The following is a 20,262-nucleotide window of genomic DNA, read 5'->3' as shown; positions in this document are numbered from 1 at the left end:
CCCCGAGGGGGCCGCCCCGCCTGCGGCCTGGCAGAGCCAGTTCCGCTGCGGGAACTTGCATGGACGGGGAGGATGACGCTCCCACGCTTGTCCTTTCGCATATTGCGCTGCGCCTGCAGCCCGGCGAAGCCGGTTCTGCGGCCCCCGGCTGGTTCGGATACTGTATGACCCACGCTTTGTGACCCGCGTTTTGTTTTTCCGTTTGATGCATGCTTTCCAATGACCAAGAGAGACCTTTCATGACCGCCGCCTACGAATGCAACGGCCAGCCCGTTTCCGCCGATGCCTTTTACGCCATTGCCTGCGATCCGCGCCGCAGTGTGGCGGTCGAGGCTTGCGCGGGTGCGGGCAAGACCTGGATGCTGGTCTCGCGCATCGTGCGGGCGCTGCTCGATGGCGCGAACGCCTCGGACCATGCCGACGGCACGCCGCGCGAGGCGGTGCGGCCACATGAAATCCTGGCCATCACTTTCACCAGGAAGGCGGCTGGCGAGATGCGCGAGCGGCTGGATGAATGGCTGAAAAAGTTCACCCATGCCGACGACGAAACCCTGCGCCAGGAACTGGTGATGCGCGGCGTTTCAAGCCAAAAAAGTTTGCAATCCAATGCCGACATGCGCCGGCAGCTGTCAAACTTGTACCGCTCCATGCTCGCCAATGGCCGTTCGGTGCAGATACGCACCTTTCATGGCTGGTTTGCTGCATTGCTGCGCAGCGCGCCGGTAGCCGTGCTGCACCAACTGGGCATGCCGGTGAATTACCAGTTGCTAGAAGACGATGCGCCTGCCCGGGCGCTGGTATGGCGCCGCTTTTATGCGGCGATGGCCGGCAATCCACCGCTGCAGGCTGACTTCGAGGCGCTGGTGCTGGGCCACGGCCGCTTTCAGGCCCACAAGGCGCTGCACACCGCACTGGACAAGCGGACCGAGTTCGTGCTGGCCGATGAAAAATGCGTGGTCGATGCGTCGGTACAGCCGTTTGCGCTGCAGTTTCCAGAGTTCGCCGAACTCGCCACGCCGCAGGACTGCCTGGCGCCTGCCGGTCGGGGCCACGCCTTGCTGGTCCATGCCGCCACAGCTCTGGGACGCGCCAGCGCGCCGTCGTTTTCCGCCAAGGGCGCCGAACTGGAGCAGGCCTTGAGCCGACTGGACCTGCCCGGCATCTTCAGCGCGCTGCTGACCGACAAGGGAACGCCGCGCAAGTTCGGCGAAAAAATCAACGGCATCGACACGGTGCGCCAGGCTCAGGACCTGGTGCTGCGGGTGCAGGCTGCCTGCCAGCAGCACGAGGCGTGGGTGCATCAGCAGCGCATGGCCCGGCTCAGCCGCTTGTTGATTGCACAGTACAACCAGCTCAAGCGCGAGCAGGGCTGGGTGGACATGAACGATGTCGAGCGCGCTGCGCTGGTCATGCTGGGCGACCCGGTGCTGGCCGGTTGGGTGCAGGAGCGGCTGGATGCGCGCATCAAGCACCTGATGATCGACGAGTTCCAGGACACCAACCCGCTGCAGTGGCAGGCGTTGTCGGCCTGGCTGAGCGGCTACGGCGGCGCGGGCTCGGCCCCCAGCGTGTTTCTGGTCGGTGACCCGAAGCAGAGCATCTACCGCTTTCGCCGCGCCGAGCCGCAGGTGTTTCGTGCCGCGCAGGTTTTCGTGGTCGAGGGGCTGGGCGGTGACTTGCTCAGTTGTGACCACACCCGGCGCAATGCGCTGGCGGTGATCGAGACAGTCAATGCGGTGATGGGCCATGCGCGCACGGCGGACGGCTACGACGGTTTTCGCGACCACAGCACCGATTCGACGAAAGCCGGTGCCACCGGCTGCCTGCCGGCGATTCCCCGGCTGGGGGCGAATGCCGATGCCAGCATGCCGCCCGGCGAAGGCTGGCGCGACAGCTTGACGACGCCGCGCGAATTGCCCGAAGAAACACTGCGAACGCTGGAGGCGCGCCAGGCCGCCGCCTGGATTTCCCGGCAGATTGCCAGTGGCCTGGCACCGTCGGATGTGATGGTGCTGTCGCGCAAGCGGGCCGGCCTGCTGCCGGTGCAGGAGGCCTTGCGGGCACTGCATATTCCCGCGCAGATAGGCGAGAAAACCGACCTGATCGACTGCTGCGAAGTACTGGACATGGTGGCGCTGCTCGACGCACTGGTGTCGCCGCAAAACGATTTGTCGCTGGCCAGAGCCTTGCGTTCGCCGCTGTTCGGCCTGCTCGATGCCAGCCTGGTGAAGATCGCGCTGCTGCAGCGCGAGCACAAGCTGCCGTGGCACGATTTGCTGCAAAAAACAGAGCTGCTGGCGCCTGAGCTGCAAGGGCTGTCGGCCAAATTGTCGCGCTGGAAGGGCTGGCTGGACAGCCTGCCGCCGCACGATGCGCTGCAAGGCATCTACGACGATGGCGATGTGCTGGCACGTTTTGCCGCAGCAGCCCCCGCCGCCCGGCGCCTGTCGGTGCTGGCCAACCTGCGCGCGCTGCTGGCCGTGGCGCTGGGTCGCGATGGCGGCCGCTTTGCCACCCCCTACGGCCTGGTGCGCGCGCTCAAGGCGGGCGGCCTGCTGGCGCCGGTAGCGGCCAACGACGCTGCGGTGCGTCTGTTGACCATCCACGGCGCCAAGGGGCTGGAAGCCGAAGCGGTGCTGCTGCTGGACACCGACACGGCCGAGCGCAACGCCGACAGCATGGGCGTGCTGATCGACTGGCCAGGCGAAGCCACCGAGCCGCACAAGCTGGTGTTCCTGGTCAGTGAAGCCAAGCCGCCGGCCTGCGCGCAGGACACGCTGGCCATCGAACAGGCGGCCCGCAAGCGCGAGGAGCTCAATGCCCTGTATGTCGCCATGACGCGCGCCCGCCACACGCTGGTCATCTCGTCGATCACGCCGCACCGCACGACCACCGACAGCTGGTGGCAGCGGCTGCAGGGCCTGCTGCCGCCGCTGGCCGCGCCTAGCCCCGCCGGCGAGTCCGCCAGCCAGGACACGCCCGGCGTGTTTTACCTGGCCGAGCTGGCGGTATTGCCCGACACACCGTTACCCAAGCCGCTGCCGGAAACACCGGCGGACGAAGACCCGGCGATTGCCCGCATCGGCAAGGCCATGCACCGCCTGCTGGAGTGGGGCGGTCCGACGTCGGCCGAGCATGTCGGCGCGGTGGCGCGCGAGTTCCGGCTCAGTCCGGCGCAGTCGGCCGAGGCGTCTGTCTTGGCCCAGCGCATCATCCAGGGCGACGGGGCCTGGGCCTGGCAAGAGGACATTCTGGCCTGGCAGGGCAATGAAGTGGACCTGGTGTTCCAGGGCCAGGCCTTGCGGCTCGACCGCCTGGTCCAGCGCAAGGACGCCGGCCATGAAGGCCAGTGGTGGGTGCTGGACTACAAGTCAGCGCCAAAGCCCGAACTGCAACCCGAGTTGCTCATCAAAATGCGGATCTACCGTGCCGCCGTGCAGCGAATCTACCCGGGCGCACCGGTGAAAGTGGCCTTCCTCACAGGGCAAGGAACTGTTGTGGCGCTTGACTGATCACAAAACAGCAGCGCTGGATGCAGCGTTGCTGTTGATTTCATGTTGCAACCCAGGCTGGCCAGGCCGGCTTATTTTTGAAAGTACCGGATTTATGTACAAATCGCTTGCTGTTTCGCTGGCGCTGCTGGCCTCGACCACTCTGGCGCTGGCCCAGATGCCTGCGCCTTCAAACCCTTCGGTGCGGTTGCGCGCCACGATCCAGACGGTCGAGGCCGGCAGCCTGACGGTCAAGGATCGCAGCGGCGAAGTCATCACCCTCGCGCGTCCTGCCGACATGGGTGTGTCCGAGGTGTTTGCGATCACCCTGGCCGATATCAAGCCCGGCAGCTATATCGGCACCGCCGCCATGCCGCAGGCCGATGGCAGCCAGCGGGCGCTCGAAGTGCTGGTGTTTCCCGAAGCAGCGCGCGGCACCGGAGAAGGCCACTTTGCGTGGGACCTCCAACCCGAAAGCACGATGACCAACGCCACCGTCGCAGACCTGGTCGAAGCGCCTTCCAGTGTTCCGGGCGGCAAAATGCTCAAGCTTAAATACAAGGACGGCGAAAAAACCGTCATCGTGCCATCTGGCACGCCGGTGGTCAGCTTCAAGCCAGCCAAGGACGATGAAAAAGCGCTGCTGGTGCCGGGGGCCAGAGTGTTGATCACCGCGCAGGAAAAAGAAGGCAAGCCGACAGCGCTGCGCGTGATCGTCGGCCGCAACGGGTTTGCGCCACCGATGTAACTGCAATAATCACTGTCCTCGCAAGCCGGCCTGAAGTCCGCTCCGCACATGAATTCCAGGCTATTGCACGGCCAGCCCAATATTGGCGGGCGTTGCCGGCTATTGATTACAGGGCACAGCTTGCCTGCTTGCCGGTTTTAACTTTTAATTGCACACAGGGTGCAGACGGATTTTTTTTGAACACTACAAGCTCTCCTGTCCAACCGCTACGCATAGCCGTCATTGGCGGCGGTCCCGCCGGCCTGATGGCAGCCGAAACGCTGGCCATCGCCGGCCCGGCGGTTTGCGTACAGGTGTATGACGCCATGCCGTCGGTTGGCCGCAAGTTTCTGCTGGCCGGCAAGGGCGGGCTGAACCTGACGCACTCCGAACCCGCAGAGATTTTCCTCAAGCGCTACGGCGAGCACAGCTTGCCGCTGCAGACGCTGATGGCCGCTTTTGGACCGGCCGAACTGCGCGCCTGGACCGAAGCGCTGGGCATCGAAACCTTTGTCGGCAGTTCGGGGCTGGTGTTTCCCAAAGACATGAAGGCCGCGCCGATGCTGCGCGCCTGGCTGCACCGTCTGCGCCAGTCAGGCGTGAAGTTTTCCATGCGCCATCGCTGGCTGGGCTGGGCCGACGACGGCGCCTTGAAGTTTTCAACGCCCACTGGCGAATTGCTGGTGCAGGCCGATGCCGTGGTGCTGGCGCTTGGCGGTGGCAGCTGGAAACGCCTGGGTTCGGACGGCGCCTGGGTGCCCTGGCTGGCCGAGCGCGGCGTGGCGGTGGCGCCGCTGCAGCCGTCGAACTGCGGCTTTTACGTGACGGCCCGCCCTGCGCTGGAGGCTGCCGGTCACGGCGAAACCCGGCGAGATTTTCTGCGGGAACTGGTCGGCCAGGCGCCGCAGCCGCAACCGGGCTGGAGCGAACACTTTGCCAGCCGCTTTGCCGGCCAGCCCTTCAAGTCGGTGGCGATCCGCTTCACCGACTCGCAAGGCCGCGCCTTCAGCCGCAAGGGCGAATTCGTCGCCACGGCTACTGGCATTGAAGGCAGCCTGGTGTACGCCGCCTCCAGTCTGCTGAGGGAAGAAATCGAAGCCCGAGGCAGCGCCACCTTGTTTCTCGATCTGCTGCCCGACAAGACGCCCGAACAGGTGCTGGTCGAAGTGCGTCATCCGCGCGGCTCTCGCTCGCTGTCGAGTCACCTGAAAAGCCGCCTGAATCTGGACGGCATCAAGGCCGGCATGCTTTACGAACTGCTGGGCAAGGAAGCCATGGCTGACCCGGTGACGCTGGCTGCCGGCATCAAGGCGCTGCCGCTGAAGCTGGTGGCGGTGCGTCCGATTGACGAAGCCATCAGCAGCGCCGGCGGCGTCCGGTTTGCGGGGCTGGATGCGAACCTGCAAATCGCCGTGCCCGCCGACCTCACGCCCCCGCTGTTTTGCGCTGGCGAAATGCTCGACTGGGAAGCGCCCACTGGTGGTTACCTGATGACGGCTTGCTTTGCCACCGGCCGTGCAGCCGGGCAGGGTGTTCTGCGGCATTTCGGCCAAGCGCTGCCGAACGGCGCCTGAACGGCTGGCGCCTTAGGTGCAGCAAAACTTGTTTGACTGGTTCTCACGCTTGCAGGATATTCAAGGTTTTGCTGTCACTGCCCGGTGCCCTTAAAGCAGCTGGGATTCACTTTTGTCACCGCGGACCTGATCTGCAATCCATGACCCTGGGGCAGAAGGCATGGTTCCCGGGTCGAGCCCGGGATGACAAAAAAGGTGAGAAACAGCATGAATTCCTTGATTTCCACCTTCAGGCCTTGACGGGTGGCGCATGTTCCGCTTCCGGTGCGCCCAGATGGGTCGCGAACCACTCAACCGCCAGTTTGACCACGGCTTCCAGTGTCCCTTTTTCTTCAAACAAATGGGTGCTGCCTTCAACGATCGACATGCGCTTTTCTCCGCGCAGGTGCGTCAGGGAATCCTCGTTGAACTGCATGACGCCCTGGTCGGCGCTGTCGGCGATTAACAGCGTTGGCGCGGTGACGGCCGCCAACGCCACCGGGCCGGCCAGGTCGGGCCGCCCGTCAAGCAACACCACGGCGGCAACCTGCCGGCCCAGCCGGGCAGCGGCAATGATGGCGGCGGCACTGCCGGTGCTGTCGCCGAAGTAGCCCAACGGCAACTTCGCCAGTTCGGGTTGCGCCGTGGCCCAAAGCGTGGCATCCTGCAGGCGCCCGGTGAGCAAGGCAATGTCAAAGCGGTGTTGGCGGGTGTGAACGTCGATTTGCTCTTCTTGCGCTGTCAACACGTCAAACAGCAGCGTGGCAATGCCGGCCTGCTGCAATTGTTCGGCTACCAGCCGGTTGCGCGCGCTGTGCCGGCCGCTGCCGCTGCCATGGACAAACAGCACCAGCCCGATGGCGCCGTCCGGCACCGTCAGATCGCCGTAAAGCCTGGTGTCGCCGCAGGGAATGCGGACTTCGAGCGCAGCAGAAACATGAAGAGGAATTTTCATGGAGGCCCTCCATCAAAAGCAAAGCACCAGCCTACAAGAAACCGGCGCGTCGTGGCATCAGACTTTGCCATTTTTCTTGTCATCCAGCACACGCAGGCAGATTTTTAAGTAAAAACCACTGCTTGTGCATGCCCAGCAAGCGCTGAATGCTATAAAAATAGCACCATATCAATACATTAGATCGCTTCGCGGTTTGCCGGGCTGCTCACCCCACACGGCGGTGTAATCGCTCTTGATCAACTCAGTTTCTTTACCAGCACCAGGCTCTTGCGGTCCCAGTTGTATTTGCGCTTGCGGGCGTCGGGCAGCCAGTCGGGCTCCATCTGCACGAAGCCGCGCTTGATGAACCAGTGCATGGTGCGCGTGGTCAGCACAAAAATGCTTTGCAGGCCGGCGGCTTTGGCGCGCTGCTCGATGCGTTTGAGGATTTTCTCGCCGTCGCCCTGACCCTGGCTTTGCGGCGACACCGTGAGGGCCGCCATCTCGGCGGTCCTGGCCTCGGGGTAGGGGTATAGCGCTGCGCAGGCAAAGATCACGCCGTCATGCTCGACGATGGTGTAGTGGTCAGCGTCGCGTTCGATCTCGGTGCGGCTGCGCTTGACCAGCGTGCCGTCTTTTTCAAACGGCTCGATCAACTGCAAAATGCCGCCTACGTCGTCGGCGGTGGCTTCACGCAGCTCTTCGAGCTTTTCATCGACCACCATGGTGCCAATGCCGTCGTGCACATAGATTTCCAGCAACAGTGCGCCATCGACCGCGAACGGGATGATGTGGCTGCGCTCGACGCCCGCCTTGCAGGCCTTAACGCAGTGCTGCAGGTAAAACGCCGTGTCGCTAGGGCGCTGGGCGGCCGGCACCTGGGCCAGCAGACTTTCGGCGGCGGCCAGTGGCAGTTCGGTGTCGATCGGGTTGTCTTCGCTCAGGGGCTCGTCCGGATTGCTGCGGATTCCGGGGATTTCGGTGACAAAAATCAGCTTGTCGGCCTGCAGCGCAATCGACACGCTGGTCGCCACTTCTTCCATGGTCAGGTTGAAGGCTTCGCCGGTCGGCGAGAAACCGAAAGGCGACAGCAGCACCATCGCGCCAAAATCCAGCGTGCGGGAAATGCCGGCCACATCAACCTTGCGCACCAGCCCTGAATGCTGGAAATCCACGCCATCGACAATGCCGACCGGCCGGGCGGTGATGAAGTTGCCCGAGATCACGCGAACCGTCGAGCCGGCCATGGGCGTGTTGGGCAGGCCCTGGCTGAAGGCGGCCTCGATTTCATATCGCAGCTGGCCGGCCGCTTCCTGCGCGCAGTCGAGCGCCACGCCGTCGGTGATGCGCATGCCGTGCGAGTATTTCGCCTCGTGGCCCTTGGCGCTGAGCTGCTCATTGACCTGCGGCCGAAAGCCATGCACCAATACCACCTTCACGCCCATGCTCTGGATCATGGCCAGGTCTTGCGCCAGGTGCGGCAGCTTGCCGGCCGCAATCGCCTCGCCGCAGACGCCGACCACGAAAGTCTGGTTGCGAAACTTGTGGATGTAGGGCGCCACCGAGCGGAACCAGGGGACAAAGGTGAAGTTGAATACCGTGGACATGGCGCGCTTTCGGGTTCGGGCATGGGCCGGTGAAACGCCAGGCAACACGCAAAGTCGACTGTCGCTGCATTTCACCGCAAACAAAAAAATAAGCAGTCAGTGTAAAGGCGTGCCCGGCGTCGACAGGCGCACCGGCGCCTGAAAGCCCGTCAGGCCAGTCCTGAGCGGGCAGAACGCCGATAATCAGCAGCTTTGACTGCTGGGTTCTCCTTGGCTTCCTCTGCTTCCTCTGCTTCCTCTGCTTCCACCTTGTCTCCTCTGGCCATCACCTTTCCCGAGTCGCTGCCGGTTTCCAGCCGGCGCGACGACATTGCCGCAGCGCTCACGGCGCACCAGGTCATCATCGTCTGCGGTGAAACCGGTTCGGGCAAAACCACGCAACTGCCCAAGATCGCCCTGGCGCTGGGGCGCGGCAAGCTCAACTACCCACCCGGCCAGGGCAAGCTGATTGGCCACACGCAGCCGCGCCGCATTGCCGCTTCCAGCGTGGCCAAGCGCATCGCCGAAGAATTGCAGACGACGCTGGGCGACGTGGTCGGCTACAAGGTGCGTTTTCAGGACCGGCTGAGCCGCGATGCGTCGGTCAAGCTGATGACCGACGGCATCTTGCTGGCCGAAACGCAAACCGATCCGCTGCTGCGCGCCTACGACACCATCATCATTGACGAGGCCCACGAGCGCAGCCTGAATATCGATTTTTTGCTGGGCTACCTTCGCCAGTTGCTGCCGCGCCGCCCGGATCTGAAGGTCATCATCACCTCGGCGACCATCGACGCCCAGCGGTTTGCCGATTATTTTGCGTCCAGCCAAGGGCCCGCGCCCGTCATCATGGTGTCGGGCCGGATGTTTCCGGTCGAGCAACGCTACCGGCCGTTCGAAGAGTCGCGCGAGCATGACCTGAATGATGCAATTGCCGATGCGGTCGATGAACTCTGGATGAGTCCGCACAGCGCTGGCGACATCCTTATTTTTCTGCCCGGCGAACGCGAAATCCGCGAAGCCGCTGACCATTTGCGCAAGCACCTGGCGCACCAGCCCCTGACGCGCAATGCCGAGGTGTTGCCGTTGTTTGCGCGACTTTCCCAAGCCGAGCAGGACAAAATTTTTGATGGCCACAGCGGCCGGCGCATCGTGCTGGCGACCAATGTGGCGGAAACGTCGCTGACGGTTCCAGGCATCAGATATGTCATTGACGCCGGCACGGCGAGGGTCAAGCGCTACAGTTTCAGGAACAAGGTCGAGCAGTTGATGGTCGAGCCGATCAGCCAGTCGGCCGCCAACCAGCGCGCCGGGCGCTGCGGCCGGGTGGCTGACGGCATCTGCATCCGGCTGTACGATGAAGCCGATTTTCTCGGCCGGCCGCGCTTTACCGATCCCGAGATTTTGCGCAGTTCGCTGGCCTCGGTGATCTTGCGCATGAAGTCGCTGCATCTGGGAACGATTGAGAGCTTTGCCTTCATTGAGCCGCCCCAGGGCCGCGCGATTGCCGACGGCTACCAGTTGCTGGCCGAACTCGGCGCGGTGAACGACGACAACGAACTCACGCCCGTTGGCTGGACGCTGGCCAAGCTGCCACTGGACCCGCGTGTCGGCCGCATGATCCTGGAGGCGAAAGACCGGCAGGCGCTCGACGAGGTGCTGGTGATTGCCAGTGCCCTGAGTGTGCAGGACGTGCGCGACCGTCCGATGGACAAGCAGACACAGGCCGACCAGGCGCATGCCAAGTTCGACGACGAAAAAAGCGAATTTGTCGGCTTTTTGAAATTGTGGAAATGGCTGGGCGACTCACGCGGCGGCCATGACGCGGTGCACAAGCTGACGAACCGCCAGTACGAAGGCCTGCTGCGCGAGAATTTTGTCAACATTCGACGCGTGCGCGAGTGGCGCGACATCCATTCGCAATTGTTGGCAGTGGTCAAGGAGCAGGGCTGGCATCTCAACACGCAGCCGGCAAGCTACGACCAACTGCATTTGTCACTGCTGTGCGGCTTGCTGGGCAATATCGGCCTGAAAAGCGAAGAAGACGACTGGTACCTGGGCGCGCGCGGCATCCGCTTTTATCGCCACCCCGGCGCACGGCTCAGCAAAAAGCCGGGCCGCTGGATCGTCGCCGCCGAGCTGGTCGAAACCACGCGTCTGTTTGGCCGGGGCATTGCCAATATTGACCCGCAGTGGATTGAGCAAGTCGGCGGGCATTTGCTGAAAAAGCAGTTGCTCGATCCGCACTGGGAGAAAAAAGCCGCGCAGGTCACGGCGCTGGAACGTGCCACGCTCTACGGCTTGGTGGCCTACAACGGGCGGCGCGTCAACTTTGGCCGCATTGATCCGGTCTCGTCGCGAGAAATCTTCATCCGCGAAGCGCTGGTGGCTGGCAATTGGGACACCCGGCTGCCTTTTCTGGCGGCCAACGACAAGATGATCAGGCATGTCCAGGAGCTGGAGCACAAGGCGCGCCGGCAGGACGTGCTGGTCGATGACGAGCTGATCTACGCGTTTTACGACCAGCAGTTGCCGGCCGATATCTGCTCAGGCGCCGGCTTTGAGAGCTGGTTCAAGGCCGAGGTCAAAAAGCAGCCCCAATTGCTGCTCTTGACACAAGACGAGCTGATGCGCCATGAGGCGGCCGGGATCACCACGCAGGCGTTTCCCAAGACGTTGCGGCTGGGCGGCGTCGATTGCATGGCAACCTATTTGCACGAGCCCGGCGACGCGCGCGATGGCGTGACCGTCGAGGTGCCGATTTTTGCGCTGAACCAGGTCAACGAGGAACGCTGCGAATGGCTGGTACCCGGCATGTTGAAAGACAAGATCCAGGCGCTGATCAAGACCTTGCACCAGCGCCCGCGCTCGCGCCTGGTGCCGCTGCCCGACACCGCCGCGCGGATGGCGCAGGAACTGCTCGCAGCAGAGAAATTCGGCGCGCTTTCGCTGACCGAGGCGGTGCTGAAATGGGTGCGCGACGCGACCTCGCTCGACATCAAGCGGGCCGACCTGAAGCTCGACATGCTGGCGCCGCACCTGTTCATGAACTTCCGCGTGGTCGACGAACACGGCCGCCAGCTGGGTGCAGGCCGCAACCTGGCAGCGCTCAAGGGCGAGCTGGGCTCGCAGGCGCGGGGAGCGTTTCAGGCCCTGGCGGGGCTGAAAAACCTGGGCCGGGCGATACCCGCTGCGCTTAATGTGACTCCGGCCAGTGCCTCGGACCGAAATAAAGCATTAAATAAGCCTCTAGCGCAGGCAGGACGGGCGCAAGCAGCTCCTGAAAAGATAGTGGCCAAGGCTGCTGAGCGCTACACCAGCTGGACGTTTGGCGAGCTGCCTGAACTGATGGAAATCGGCAAGGGCGCGCAGACGCTGATTGGGTTTCCGGCGTTGATCGACTTGGGCGATGCGGTGACGATCGAGGTGTTCGATGAGCCCGATACAGCAGCCATCAAGCACCGCGCAGGCCTGAGGCGGTTGTTCTCGCTGCAGATCAGGGATGCGCTGAAATACCTGGAAAAAAATCTTCCCGACCTGCAGAAAACCGCAACGTCGTACATGCTGGTCGGCCGCGCTGCCGACAACTCGGGCGGCGGCACGGTGGACGAGTTGCGCCAGCAGATCATCGAGGTCGCACTGGACCGGGCGTTCTTGCTCGATCCGCTGCCGACGAACGAGGCCGACTTCAAAAAGCGAATCGATGACGGACGTGGACGCCTGACGCTGATTGCCAGCGAAGTGGCGCGCCTGGCGTCCAGCGTCCTGATCGAGTTTGCCGCGGCGCAGCGAAAGATCAAGGACACCAAAAACGCCACCGATGCTGCGGCCGATGCGGCCCAGCAACTGCAGCGCCTGGTGCCCAAGCGTTTCCTGACGACCACGCCTTACGCGCAGCTCCAGCACTTTGCGCGTTATCTGAAAGCCATCACCCTGCGTCTGGAAAAATGGCGCGCCGACCCGGCCAGAGACGCCGCCCGGCTGGCCGAATTGCGCCCGCACGAACAGCGCTACTGGCGGCTGCTCGCCGAGCGCAAGGGTGCGGTTGACCCGCGCATGCAGGAATACCGATGGTTGCTCGAGGAACTGCGGGTGAGCTTTTTTGCGCAGGAACTGCGCACGCCACAGCCGGTCAGCATCAAGCGGCTGGACAAACTCTGGGCGCAACTCAACAGCTGACGCCGACAATAAAAAAAGGACCTTGCCAGGCAAGGTCCTTTTTTCAGGGAAACGGGGCAGGAACTAGATCCGGCCCATCAACAGCAGCACGATCAGAATGATCACCACCAGTCCGATGCCGCCGCTGGGGCCGTAACCCCAGTTGCGACTGTGGCCCCAGCTGGGCAATGCGCCGACCAAAATCAGGATCAAAACGATCAGCAAGATAAGCGACAGGGACATGAAAACTCCTTTTTGTATGTGCCTGTATTCTTGCCCTGCGCTTGCTCGCATCAAGCAGGAAAGTGGCTGATACAGGCGTCAGGAGGCGCCTACAGTCGGGCTAGGCGCTCCAGCGCCAGGTGCAGGGTTTCGTCTTTCTTGGCAAAGCAAAAGCGCACGACACGCTGGTCAAACCCGTCGCCGTAAAACGCCGACAGGGGAATTGCCGCCACGCCGATGTCGCTCGCCAGCCAGTGGCAAAAATCATTCTCGCCCAGGTCGCTGACCTCTGAAATATCGACGCACTGGAAAAAGCTGCCTTCACTGGGCAGCAGCTTGAAGCGCGTGTTTTCCAGACCGCTGCGGAATAAATCGCGTTTTCGCTGGTAAAAAGCCGGCAGTTCCAGGTAAGGCTGGTCGTTGGCCATGTACGTGGCCAGGCCATGCTGCACCGGCGTGTTGACGGTGAACACATTGAACTGGTGCACCTTGCGGAACTCTGCCATCAGGCTGGCGGGCGCCGCGACATAGCCTATCTTCCAGCCTGTGACATGGTAGGTCTTGCCAAAGCTGCTGACGATAAAGGCGCGCGCCGCCAATCCTGCAAAACGTGCGGCGCTCTGGTGAAGGTGGCCCAGGTAGGCGTCGAACACCATGTGCTCATAAACCTCGTCGCTGATCAGCAAGACATCAGTGGGGGCCAGGAGGTCCTGAAGCTGCAGCATTTCGGCCTCGGTCCAGACCGTGGCGCTCGGGTTGTGTGGCGAATTGACGATGATGGCGCGCGTGCGGGTGCTGAAGGCTGCCTTGATCTTGTCAAAATCCGGACGAAACGTTCCGGGCGTCAACGGCACGCGGACGACGGTGCCTCCGGCCAGTTCGATGTTCGGTACATAGCTGTCGTAACACGGCTCCAGCACGATGACCTCGTCGCCCGGATGCACGATGGCCAGAATGATGGTGAGGATGGCCTGGGTGGCGCCCGCCGTGATGGTGATCTCGCTGCCCGCGTCATAGTTGCGGTCGTACAGCGCCGCCAGCTTGGCCGCAACGGCTTCGCGCAGCGCCAGGATGCCGGCCATGGGCGGGTATTGGTTCAAGCCGCGCTGCATGGCGCCGGTGACGGCTTCGACCAGTTGTGGGTCGCAGTCGAAATCCGGAAACCCCTGGCCCAGATTGACCGCGCCTTTTTCAGCGGCCAGCGCCGACATGACGGTGAAAATCGTGGTGCCCACCCTTGGCAGACGGCTGTCAATCGCTGGTGTTCGCGGCATGCTGGCGTGTGAATGAATCGGTGAATTCGGCGTCATGTTCAAACCTCGTCGTCGTTGAGGCGACCTGCCATGGCCCTGGCCACCAGGTCGCGGTTGAGCTTGCCGCTGAGCAGTTCAGTGAACTTGTAGACAAAATTGCGCAAATAGGCGCTGCGCTTGAAGGCCACGCGGGCCACATTGACACCGAACAGATGCCCTGCCGGCAATGCAATCAGGTCGGCATTGGTGCCGTCATCCCTGACAGCCATTTCCGCCACGATGCCCACGCCGAGCCCCAGCCGTACATAGGTCTTGATCACATCGGAGTCGATTGCTTCCAGTGCAATACGCGGATGCAGGTGCCGGGCGGCAAAAGCCAGGTCGATCTTGGTGCGGCCGGTGAACGACGGGTGGTAGGTGATCAGCGGTTCCTGTGCAAGGTCTTCCAGCGTGATGTGTTCCTTGCGCGCCAGCGGATGGTCTTTAGGCATCACCAGCATGTGCTGCCATTCGTAGCAGGGCAGCGTCACCAGGTCGTCGTATTGTGTCAATGATTCAGTGGCAATGCCAATTTCGGCGACTTCTTCAAGCACCATGCGCGCCACCTGGTCGGGCGAGCCCTGGTGCAGGCTGACATTGACTTTGGGAAAGGCCTCGCGCAACCGGGCCACTGGCTGCGGCAATACATAACGGGCCTGCGTATGGGTGGTGGCAATCGACAGCGTTCCACTGTCCTGCGCCGAAAACTGCTCGCCGATGCGCCGCAGGTTGCCGACTTCCCGCATGATCAGCTCAATGCTTTTGAGCACATGTTCGCCGGGCTCTGTCACGCGTTTGAGCCGCTTGCCGTGGCGCGCGAAGATTTCCACGCCCAGTTCCTCCTCCAGCTCAATGATGGCCTTTGAAACACCGGGTTGCGAGGTGTGCAGTGCACGCGCGGTCTCGGTCAGGTTCAGGTTGCGACGGACAGCTTCCTGGACAAAGCGGAATTGGTGCAGATTCATATGAAATTAATACTTGTTTTTGATTTTATGGTGCGTGAAATTTACTAAGACAAGCGGGGCGAATCAAGCGTTTTTCGCCTCCTCAAGTGCTGCGCTTGCGCCGTCGGCCAGGGCAATGTCCGCCATCAATGCGGTCATCTGCGCATATTCCCCAGCCGCTGGCAGCAGTTCAATGGCGATATCGGGATGCGCGGATTTGAGTTGTTCGATGAGCAGCGGCAGGTCTTCACGCGCATGCTTGCCCACACCCAGAAACAGCGGAAAAACTCTCAACTGGCGTGCTCCTGCGGCGACCAGCAAATCGGCTGCTTGCGTCAGGGACGGCTCGCAAATTTCTAGGTAAGCGCAGCGCACCAGAGTACCGGGCTGCCTCTCGCTGATCTGCGCGGCAACCGCTTCGATCGGCAAGCGCCACAGCGGATCGCGCGAACCGTGGGCAAACAGGACAATGCCGCATGGCGCGGGTAGGGTAATGGTCATAGGTCGTTGGAAAAGTGAAAATAACTAACTCGATGTCATCGCCTGAGCACCAGCCAGCCGAAGGCACCCATGGAAATGGCCATGTAGATCAGCCCCGGGGTGGCCGCTGCCAGCCAGGGCTGCCAGTTGCGCAGGTTGCCGATGTAGCCGAACACATTGTTGAGCAGAAAAAAGCTGATGCCGATCATGACGCCGGCAAATACGTAAGCAGTGATGCCCCCGGAGCGGAAATGCAGGTAGGCAAAGGGCAGGGCCAGCATCACCATGACCAGGCAGCTGAGCGGATAAAACACCTTGCGCCAGAACTCGATTTCGTAACGCTGGGATGTCTGGCCGTTGGCTTCCAGATGGCGGATGTAATTGAACAGGTCGATCGTGGCCATCCCGTCGGGCCTCAGCAGCGCGACAGACACCATTTCGGTACTGATTTCTGTAGGCCAGCGAAAACTGGCAACAGTGGTGCGATTCACCCGGGCTTGCTCAGGAACTGCGTTTGCACCACTGGACACGGCGAACTCTGTCCGCATGGCATTGCTCAGCAGCCAAGCGGTGCCTGATGAGAACGCCGCTTTGGGTGCTTCGGTGGTCGAGACGATCAGTCCTTTGTTGTCGAACTCGTATACACGCACGCCACGCATCTCGTTGTCCGGTGACAACTCGCTGACGTTCACGATGAAGCTGCTGCTGGCCTGCTTTTCCTTTAGCCAGGCGCCCGTCTGTCCGACCGTGATCTTGCTCTGGTAACGCGCCTTGAGCAACTGCGCCGCTCGCTCGCTGGCGGGTGAGATGTAGTCGCCCACGACAAAGCTCAGCGCGACGAAAATGGCGCCAAGCCACAACAGTAATTTGAGCGCCCGCCATGGGCCAAGGCCACTGGTGCGCAAGATGGTGTATTCCGAGCTTTGGGCCAGTCGTGCCATGACGAAAATACTGCCAATCAGCACTGAAATGGGCAGAAGTTCATAAAGGTGGTTGGGAATCAGGAGGGTGACATACAACAGGGCATGCCTAATCTGGTAGGTGCTGTCACCCGCCAGCCCGTTGTTTTTCCCCAGATACTGCAGTTCGTCAACCAGGTCGAAGAAAAAGAACAGGGCCAGAAAACCCATGGCCACCAAGGCTATCGATGTCAGGACTTCGCGGTAGATGAGGCGGCGTATGGTCTTCATGCCCGGCCTCCGGCTTGGACTGGAGACGCCGCAACGCGTGCGCGGAGCCTGCGCCCGAAGTGCCAGTTCATGTGCCGCTTGGCCAGCCATGCCAGTGACAACAGAAGAACTCCGCCATGCAGGGCCAGCAAAAGAGGGCCAAAGCCGATCAGTCCGACAAAGATCCAGTTTTGTCCCAGATTGACCAGGTTGTTGTAAACCACAAAAGCCAGCACGACAAAAATCATGTTGATGCTGCGCCCGCCACGCGGGTTGACGTTGGACAGTGCCAGGGCAACGATCACCAGATTGATGGCGGAAAGTGCCAGGCCCAGTCGCCATGCTAACTCGCCCAGATTGCTGCGCGTCGGGTCCTTGATCAGTGCACGGCTGGACATCAGCTTGGCTTCTGGCAGCGTTTCGCCCAGCAGTCCGGAATCACCGGTCTTGACGCCATATTCCTTGAAGTCACTGATTTTGAGCGCTGAACTGCCAATGTCATTCTCAAGTCGCTGGCCATTGGAAAGCATCAGGAACTGCGCATCGCCACGGGTTTCAATGCGGCCGGACTGCGCGGTGGTAATAGAGGTTTTTCCCTTTTCGGTGGCGGCAATGAAAACATTGTTACTGGCCTGCTCGCCGGCCAGGTCACGGTCAATGAAAAACACCCGGTTGCCATTGGAGGACTCCTGAAAAACGCCGGGTGTGATGCGGTCCAGATCGCCGCGCTGCTGGTAGCGGCTTTGCATGTCCTTGGTTTGCTGGTTGGTCCACGGCCAGACAAAAACCGCCATCAGGCTGATGACGATCAGCACCGGCCATGAAAAGTGAAAAAGGGGCCGCAAAAAGCCGGCCAGTCCTTGGCCGCTGGTGAACCACACGACCATTTCGCTGTCGCGGTACATACGGCTCAAGGTGCTTACCAAAGCGATGAACAGCGCAAGCGTCAAGATGGTCGGCAGGCGGCCCAAACCTGAATATGCCATGTAAAGCATCACATCCTGTGGGCTGATGGAGCCGCGCGACGCTTGGCCCAGGGTGCGTATCAGCACGATGGTCATGACGATGGTGACCAGCACCACCAGCGTGGCACCAAAACTGCGCGCCAGTTCCTTGCGTATTGAAGATTGGAATAACATTGACTGAATGGCTGCCTTGCTAGGCTGTATTTTGTGTAAGCTGGTTTATCTACCTAACCCTGAATTATGGACTTTGAACTTAAAACCCTTAACCGCGCCCTTGCCTGCTGTGAAAAAACCGATGCGCTGATTGTGCTTGTCCCTGAAGGCCTTGCGGTCGGAGGCGACGCCTTGTCCGTCCTTGCCGCACTGGCCATCAATTCAGGCGATCTGGAATCCAAGCCAGGCAAGCTGCTGAATGTCTACCGCACGCCCGGCATTGAGGCTACGCGGGTGGTGCTGGTGGGCGCAGGCGATGCCAGCGAAAAAAACGTCCGTACCGCTGTCAATGCCGCCATAGGCGTGTTGAAGACCAGCAATGCCCAACGCGCCGTTCTTTTCCTCGGCTTGCTGGGCAATGTCCAGCCCGAGACGGTACGAGCTGCCGTCGTCGCGTGTGCCGACGCCAGCTATGCATACACCACGACAAAGTCCAAGCCCGTGGCGGCAAAACTGCAGAAGCTGGCAGTTGCTGTCGACAGTCTTGCCCTTGTTCAGGCAGGTTTTGACAAGGCCATCGCACTGGTCAAGGGTATCGAGCTGGCCAAGGAATGGGCCAACCGGCCTGCCAACCATTCCACGCCGATTTTGCTTGCGGGCGCTGCCAAGGAGCTTGGCAAGCTGAAACGCATCAAGACTGAAATCCTGGGCCACAAGGAAGTCGAAAAGCTCGGCATGGGCGCATTTCTGGCAGTGGCGCAGGGCACGGCCGAACCGCTGCGCTTCATCGTGCTGCGTTATGACGGCGGCTCCAAGGACGAAGCGCCCATCGTGCTGATTGGCAAGGGCATCACCTTTGACACCGGCGGCATCTCGATCAAGCCGGCCGCCGAAATGGACGAAATGAAATTCGACATGTGCGGCGCTGCCAGCGTGCTGGGTACATTCCGGGCCCTGGCCGAACTGCAGCCGGCCCTCAACGTGGTGGGGCTCATTCCGGCCTGTGAAAACATGCCCAGCGACAGGGCTGTCAAGCCCGGAGACGTGGTGACCAGCATGAGCGGACAAACCATTGAAATCCTCAACACCGATGCCGAAGGACGGCTGGTGTTATGCGATGCCTTGACCTATGCAGCGCGCTTCAAGCCCAAAGCCGTGGTGGACATTGCCACGCTGACGGGCGCCTGCGTGGTGGCACTCGGCGGCGTGCGCAGCGGGCTTTTTTCAAGCAATGAGCCACTGGCCGAATCGCTGGCCCGGGCTGGTGACACGTCGCTCGACCTGTGCTGGCGCATGCCGCTGGATGACGATTACGCCGATGGCCTGAAAACCAATTTTGCCGACGTCGCCAATGTGGCCGGGCGTGCCGGCGGCGCGGTGACAGCTGCCAAGTTTTTACAGCGATTTGCAGCTGACTTTGCCTGGGCGCACCTGGACATTGCCGGCACCGGCTGGAAAAGCGGCCAAGCAAAAGGCGCCACCGGGCGTCCCGTGCCGCTGCTGCTGGACTTTCTGCTGGCACAGGCAACGCCCGTCGCCACGTCGCCTGCTGCGTCCAAGGCAAAGGTGGCTAAAGCACGCGCAACCGTTGCCAAAACCAGGGCATGACCGACATTGCTTTTCATTTCAACACGGCCGACAAGCTGACCTATGGCTGTCGGCTGTTGCGCAAAATCTATCTGAGCGGCATGAAAGTCGCTGTTACGGCGGAACCAGCCGTGCTGGACGAACTCGATACGCTGCTGTGGACTTTTTCTGGGGCTGATTTCTTACCCCATTGCACGCCGGCGGCATCGCCCGCCACGCTGGCGCTCACCCCGGTCGTGCTGGCGGCTTCGCCAGCTGGTTATTTTCGACAGGGCATTTTGATAAACCTGGGTAATGAACTTCCTGCCGGATTTGAGGGATATGAACGGTTGATCGAAGTAATTTCTCTATCACCGGAAGATGTACAGGCGGGGCGCAGCCGTTGGAAACATTACGCAGCACGCGGCTATGCACTGAAAAGACACGACCTAGCCCACCGGGCAACGCGCGCGTCATGACACGTTTTCACGTGCCGTCCACGAACGTGCCCACGCTGACGGACATCGTGCATCCCGAAGTCGTCCCTTCTACTCTTTCCGGCACAACAAACGATGAAAGCGCAGAGGCCAAAATTGCCGCTGCAACAAACCTGCAAGCGCTGATGGTTCAGCGGGTTGTGGGGCATGCCAGCGGGGTGCTGGAGAAGCGCTTGCCTGAATTCACCGAGCAACTGATCCGCGCGCATGTCCAAGTCCTGATGCCTCTGTTGATCGTTGAAATTGAACGGGTCGTGCGAGAGTCGGTTAGCCAGGCATTTGAGCAAGAGGTGGCTGTGTCTCATGGGCAGAAAGAAACTTAGAAATCTATGTCGTCGCGGACCTTGCATGTATAAATTTCTTACATAAAAGTTACATAAAAGTTACAAAAAGTTAGGGTAAACCCTCTAATCAATCAGAACCTAGGGACGTTGCTATGGTGCAGGCCTAGAAATTGCGTTATGTTCTGCCCAGTTGAGTAAAAAAATGTTCTCAACATTCACAGGTAATTTTCTAACCGGAGTT

15 protein-coding genes are annotated in these 20,262 nt (G+C 61.3%); 7 read left to right on the top strand and 8 right to left on the bottom strand.

Annotated features, from left to right (window positions below):
• The first annotated feature begins 239 nt into the window (after positions 1-239).
• From H4V98_RS12305 to H4V98_RS12295, 3 genes are all read left to right on the top strand, one after another.
• On the top strand, positions 240-3,512 hold the full coding sequence (locus H4V98_RS12305) for a UvrD-helicase domain-containing protein (protein WP_196864624.1): 3,273 nt from the start codon (positions 240-242) through the stop codon (positions 3,510-3,512).
• 94 nt (positions 3,513-3,606) lie between these two features.
• Positions 3,607-4,239: a hypothetical protein gene (locus H4V98_RS12300; protein ID WP_196864625.1), complete on the top strand. Its 633-nt coding sequence runs from the start codon at positions 3,607-3,609 to the stop codon at positions 4,237-4,239.
• 176 nt (positions 4,240-4,415) lie between these two features.
• The gene (locus tag H4V98_RS12295) at positions 4,416-5,792 is read left to right on the top strand and encodes a TIGR03862 family flavoprotein (protein WP_255532215.1); all 1,377 of its coding nucleotides are present in this window, start codon (positions 4,416-4,418) and stop codon (positions 5,790-5,792) included.
• 229 nt (positions 5,793-6,021) lie between these two features.
• On the opposite strand, the gene H4V98_RS12290 is transcribed toward H4V98_RS12295, so the two are convergent.
• Both H4V98_RS12290 and argA read right to left on the bottom strand, forming a co-directional pair.
• Positions 6,022-6,726: an alpha/beta hydrolase gene (locus H4V98_RS12290; protein WP_196864626.1), complete on the bottom strand. Its 705-nt coding sequence runs from the start codon at positions 6,724-6,726 to the stop codon at positions 6,022-6,024.
• A gap of 236 nt (positions 6,727-6,962) precedes the next feature.
• A complete protein-coding gene (argA, locus tag H4V98_RS12285) occupies positions 6,963-8,312 on the bottom strand; it encodes an amino-acid N-acetyltransferase (protein ID WP_196864627.1) in 1,350 nt (449 codons plus the stop codon).
• Between the two features lie 210 nt (positions 8,313-8,522).
• Between argA and hrpA the strand changes: the two genes are divergently transcribed.
• Positions 8,523-12,470, top strand: a complete 3,948-nt coding sequence (gene hrpA, locus H4V98_RS12280) for an ATP-dependent RNA helicase HrpA (RefSeq protein WP_231376561.1) — start codon at positions 8,523-8,525, stop codon at positions 12,468-12,470.
• Positions 12,471-12,533: 63 nt separating this feature from the next.
• Here the strand turns inward: hrpA and H4V98_RS12275 are convergent, their stop codons facing one another.
• The 6 genes from H4V98_RS12275 to lptF form a co-directional block, all read right to left on the bottom strand.
• Positions 12,534-12,692 carry a DUF3309 family protein gene (locus H4V98_RS12275; protein ID WP_084181217.1) on the bottom strand — a complete coding sequence of 53 codons (159 nt, stop codon included), beginning with the start codon at positions 12,690-12,692 and terminating at the stop codon, positions 12,534-12,536.
• A gap of 89 nt (positions 12,693-12,781) precedes the next feature.
• Positions 12,782-13,981 (bottom strand): pyridoxal phosphate-dependent aminotransferase, encoded by a 1,200-nt coding sequence (locus H4V98_RS12270; protein WP_231374864.1) that lies wholly within the window; start codon positions 13,979-13,981, stop codon positions 12,782-12,784.
• Positions 13,982-13,983: 2 nt separating this feature from the next.
• Entirely contained in the window at positions 13,984-14,928 is a 945-nt protein-coding gene (locus tag H4V98_RS12265) for a CysB family HTH-type transcriptional regulator (protein ID WP_196864628.1), read from the bottom strand.
• A gap of 63 nt (positions 14,929-14,991) precedes the next feature.
• Positions 14,992-15,408: a CbiX/SirB N-terminal domain-containing protein gene (locus H4V98_RS12260; protein ID WP_196864629.1), complete on the bottom strand. Its 417-nt coding sequence runs from the start codon at positions 15,406-15,408 to the stop codon at positions 14,992-14,994.
• A 35-nt stretch (positions 15,409-15,443) separates the two neighbouring features.
• Entirely contained in the window at positions 15,444-16,577 is a 1,134-nt protein-coding gene (gene lptG / locus H4V98_RS12255) for an LPS export ABC transporter permease LptG (RefSeq protein WP_196864630.1), read from the bottom strand.
• The gene (gene lptF / locus H4V98_RS12250; protein WP_196864631.1) at positions 16,574-17,695 is read right to left on the bottom strand and encodes an LPS export ABC transporter permease LptF; all 1,122 of its coding nucleotides are present in this window, start codon (positions 17,693-17,695) and stop codon (positions 16,574-16,576) included. Before lptF ends, lptG begins: the two co-directional genes overlap by 4 nt.
• A 66-nt stretch (positions 17,696-17,761) precedes the next feature.
• Here lptF and H4V98_RS12245 point away from each other — a divergent pair, with 66 nt between their 5' ends.
• The 3 genes from H4V98_RS12245 to H4V98_RS12235 are packed head-to-tail and all read left to right on the top strand — an operon-like array spanning position 17,762 to position 20,060.
• On the top strand, positions 17,762-19,282 hold the full coding sequence (locus tag H4V98_RS12245; RefSeq protein WP_196864632.1) for a leucyl aminopeptidase: 1,521 nt from the start codon (positions 17,762-17,764) through the stop codon (positions 19,280-19,282).
• Positions 19,279-19,719: a DNA polymerase III subunit chi gene (locus H4V98_RS12240; protein WP_196864633.1), complete on the top strand. Its 441-nt coding sequence runs from the start codon at positions 19,279-19,281 to the stop codon at positions 19,717-19,719. Before H4V98_RS12245 ends, H4V98_RS12240 begins: the two co-directional genes overlap by 4 nt.
• Positions 19,716-20,060 (top strand): hypothetical protein, encoded by a 345-nt coding sequence (locus H4V98_RS12235; RefSeq protein WP_196864634.1) that lies wholly within the window; start codon positions 19,716-19,718, stop codon positions 20,058-20,060. The genes H4V98_RS12240 and H4V98_RS12235 overlap by 4 nt, the downstream gene beginning before the upstream one ends.
• Positions 20,061-20,262: the final 202 nt, after the last annotated feature.

The sequence above is a fragment of the Polaromonas sp. CG_23.6 genome (assembly GCF_029892315.1).
In the GTDB taxonomy this organism is placed as follows: Bacteria; Pseudomonadota; Gammaproteobacteria; order Burkholderiales; family Burkholderiaceae_C; genus Polaromonas.
The sequence above is the reverse complement of the archived record's forward strand: the minus strand, read 5'-3'. Positions and strand labels throughout refer to the sequence as shown.

Coding starts and splice junctions, on each gene's coding strand:
- lptG (WP_196864630.1), bottom strand. CDS start 16,577: ATGAAGACCATACGCCGCCTCATCTACCGCGAAGTCCTGACATCGATA.
- H4V98_RS12240 (WP_196864633.1), top strand. CDS start 19,279: ATGACCGACATTGCTTTTCATTTCAACACGGCCGACAAGCTGACCTAT.
- H4V98_RS12305 (WP_196864624.1), top strand. CDS start 240: ATGACCGCCGCCTACGAATGCAACGGCCAGCCCGTTTCCGCCGATGCC.
- lptF (WP_196864631.1), bottom strand. CDS start 17,695: ATGTTATTCCAATCTTCAATACGCAAGGAACTGGCGCGCAGTTTTGGT.
- H4V98_RS12300 (WP_196864625.1), top strand. CDS start 3,607: ATGTACAAATCGCTTGCTGTTTCGCTGGCGCTGCTGGCCTCGACCACT.
- H4V98_RS12265 (WP_196864628.1), bottom strand. CDS start 14,928: ATGAATCTGCACCAATTCCGCTTTGTCCAGGAAGCTGTCCGTCGCAAC.
- argA (WP_196864627.1), bottom strand. CDS start 8,312: ATGTCCACGGTATTCAACTTCACCTTTGTCCCCTGGTTCCGCTCGGTG.
- H4V98_RS12290 (WP_196864626.1), bottom strand. CDS start 6,726: ATGAAAATTCCTCTTCATGTTTCTGCTGCGCTCGAAGTCCGCATTCCC.
- H4V98_RS12245 (WP_196864632.1), top strand. CDS start 17,762: ATGGACTTTGAACTTAAAACCCTTAACCGCGCCCTTGCCTGCTGTGAA.
- H4V98_RS12260 (WP_196864629.1), bottom strand. CDS start 15,408: ATGACCATTACCCTACCCGCGCCATGCGGCATTGTCCTGTTTGCCCAC.
- H4V98_RS12270 (WP_231374864.1), bottom strand. CDS start 13,981: ATGACGCCGAATTCACCGATTCATTCACACGCCAGCATGCCGCGAACA.
- H4V98_RS12275 (WP_084181217.1), bottom strand. CDS start 12,692: ATGTCCCTGTCGCTTATCTTGCTGATCGTTTTGATCCTGATTTTGGTC.
- H4V98_RS12235 (WP_196864634.1), top strand. CDS start 19,716: ATGACACGTTTTCACGTGCCGTCCACGAACGTGCCCACGCTGACGGAC.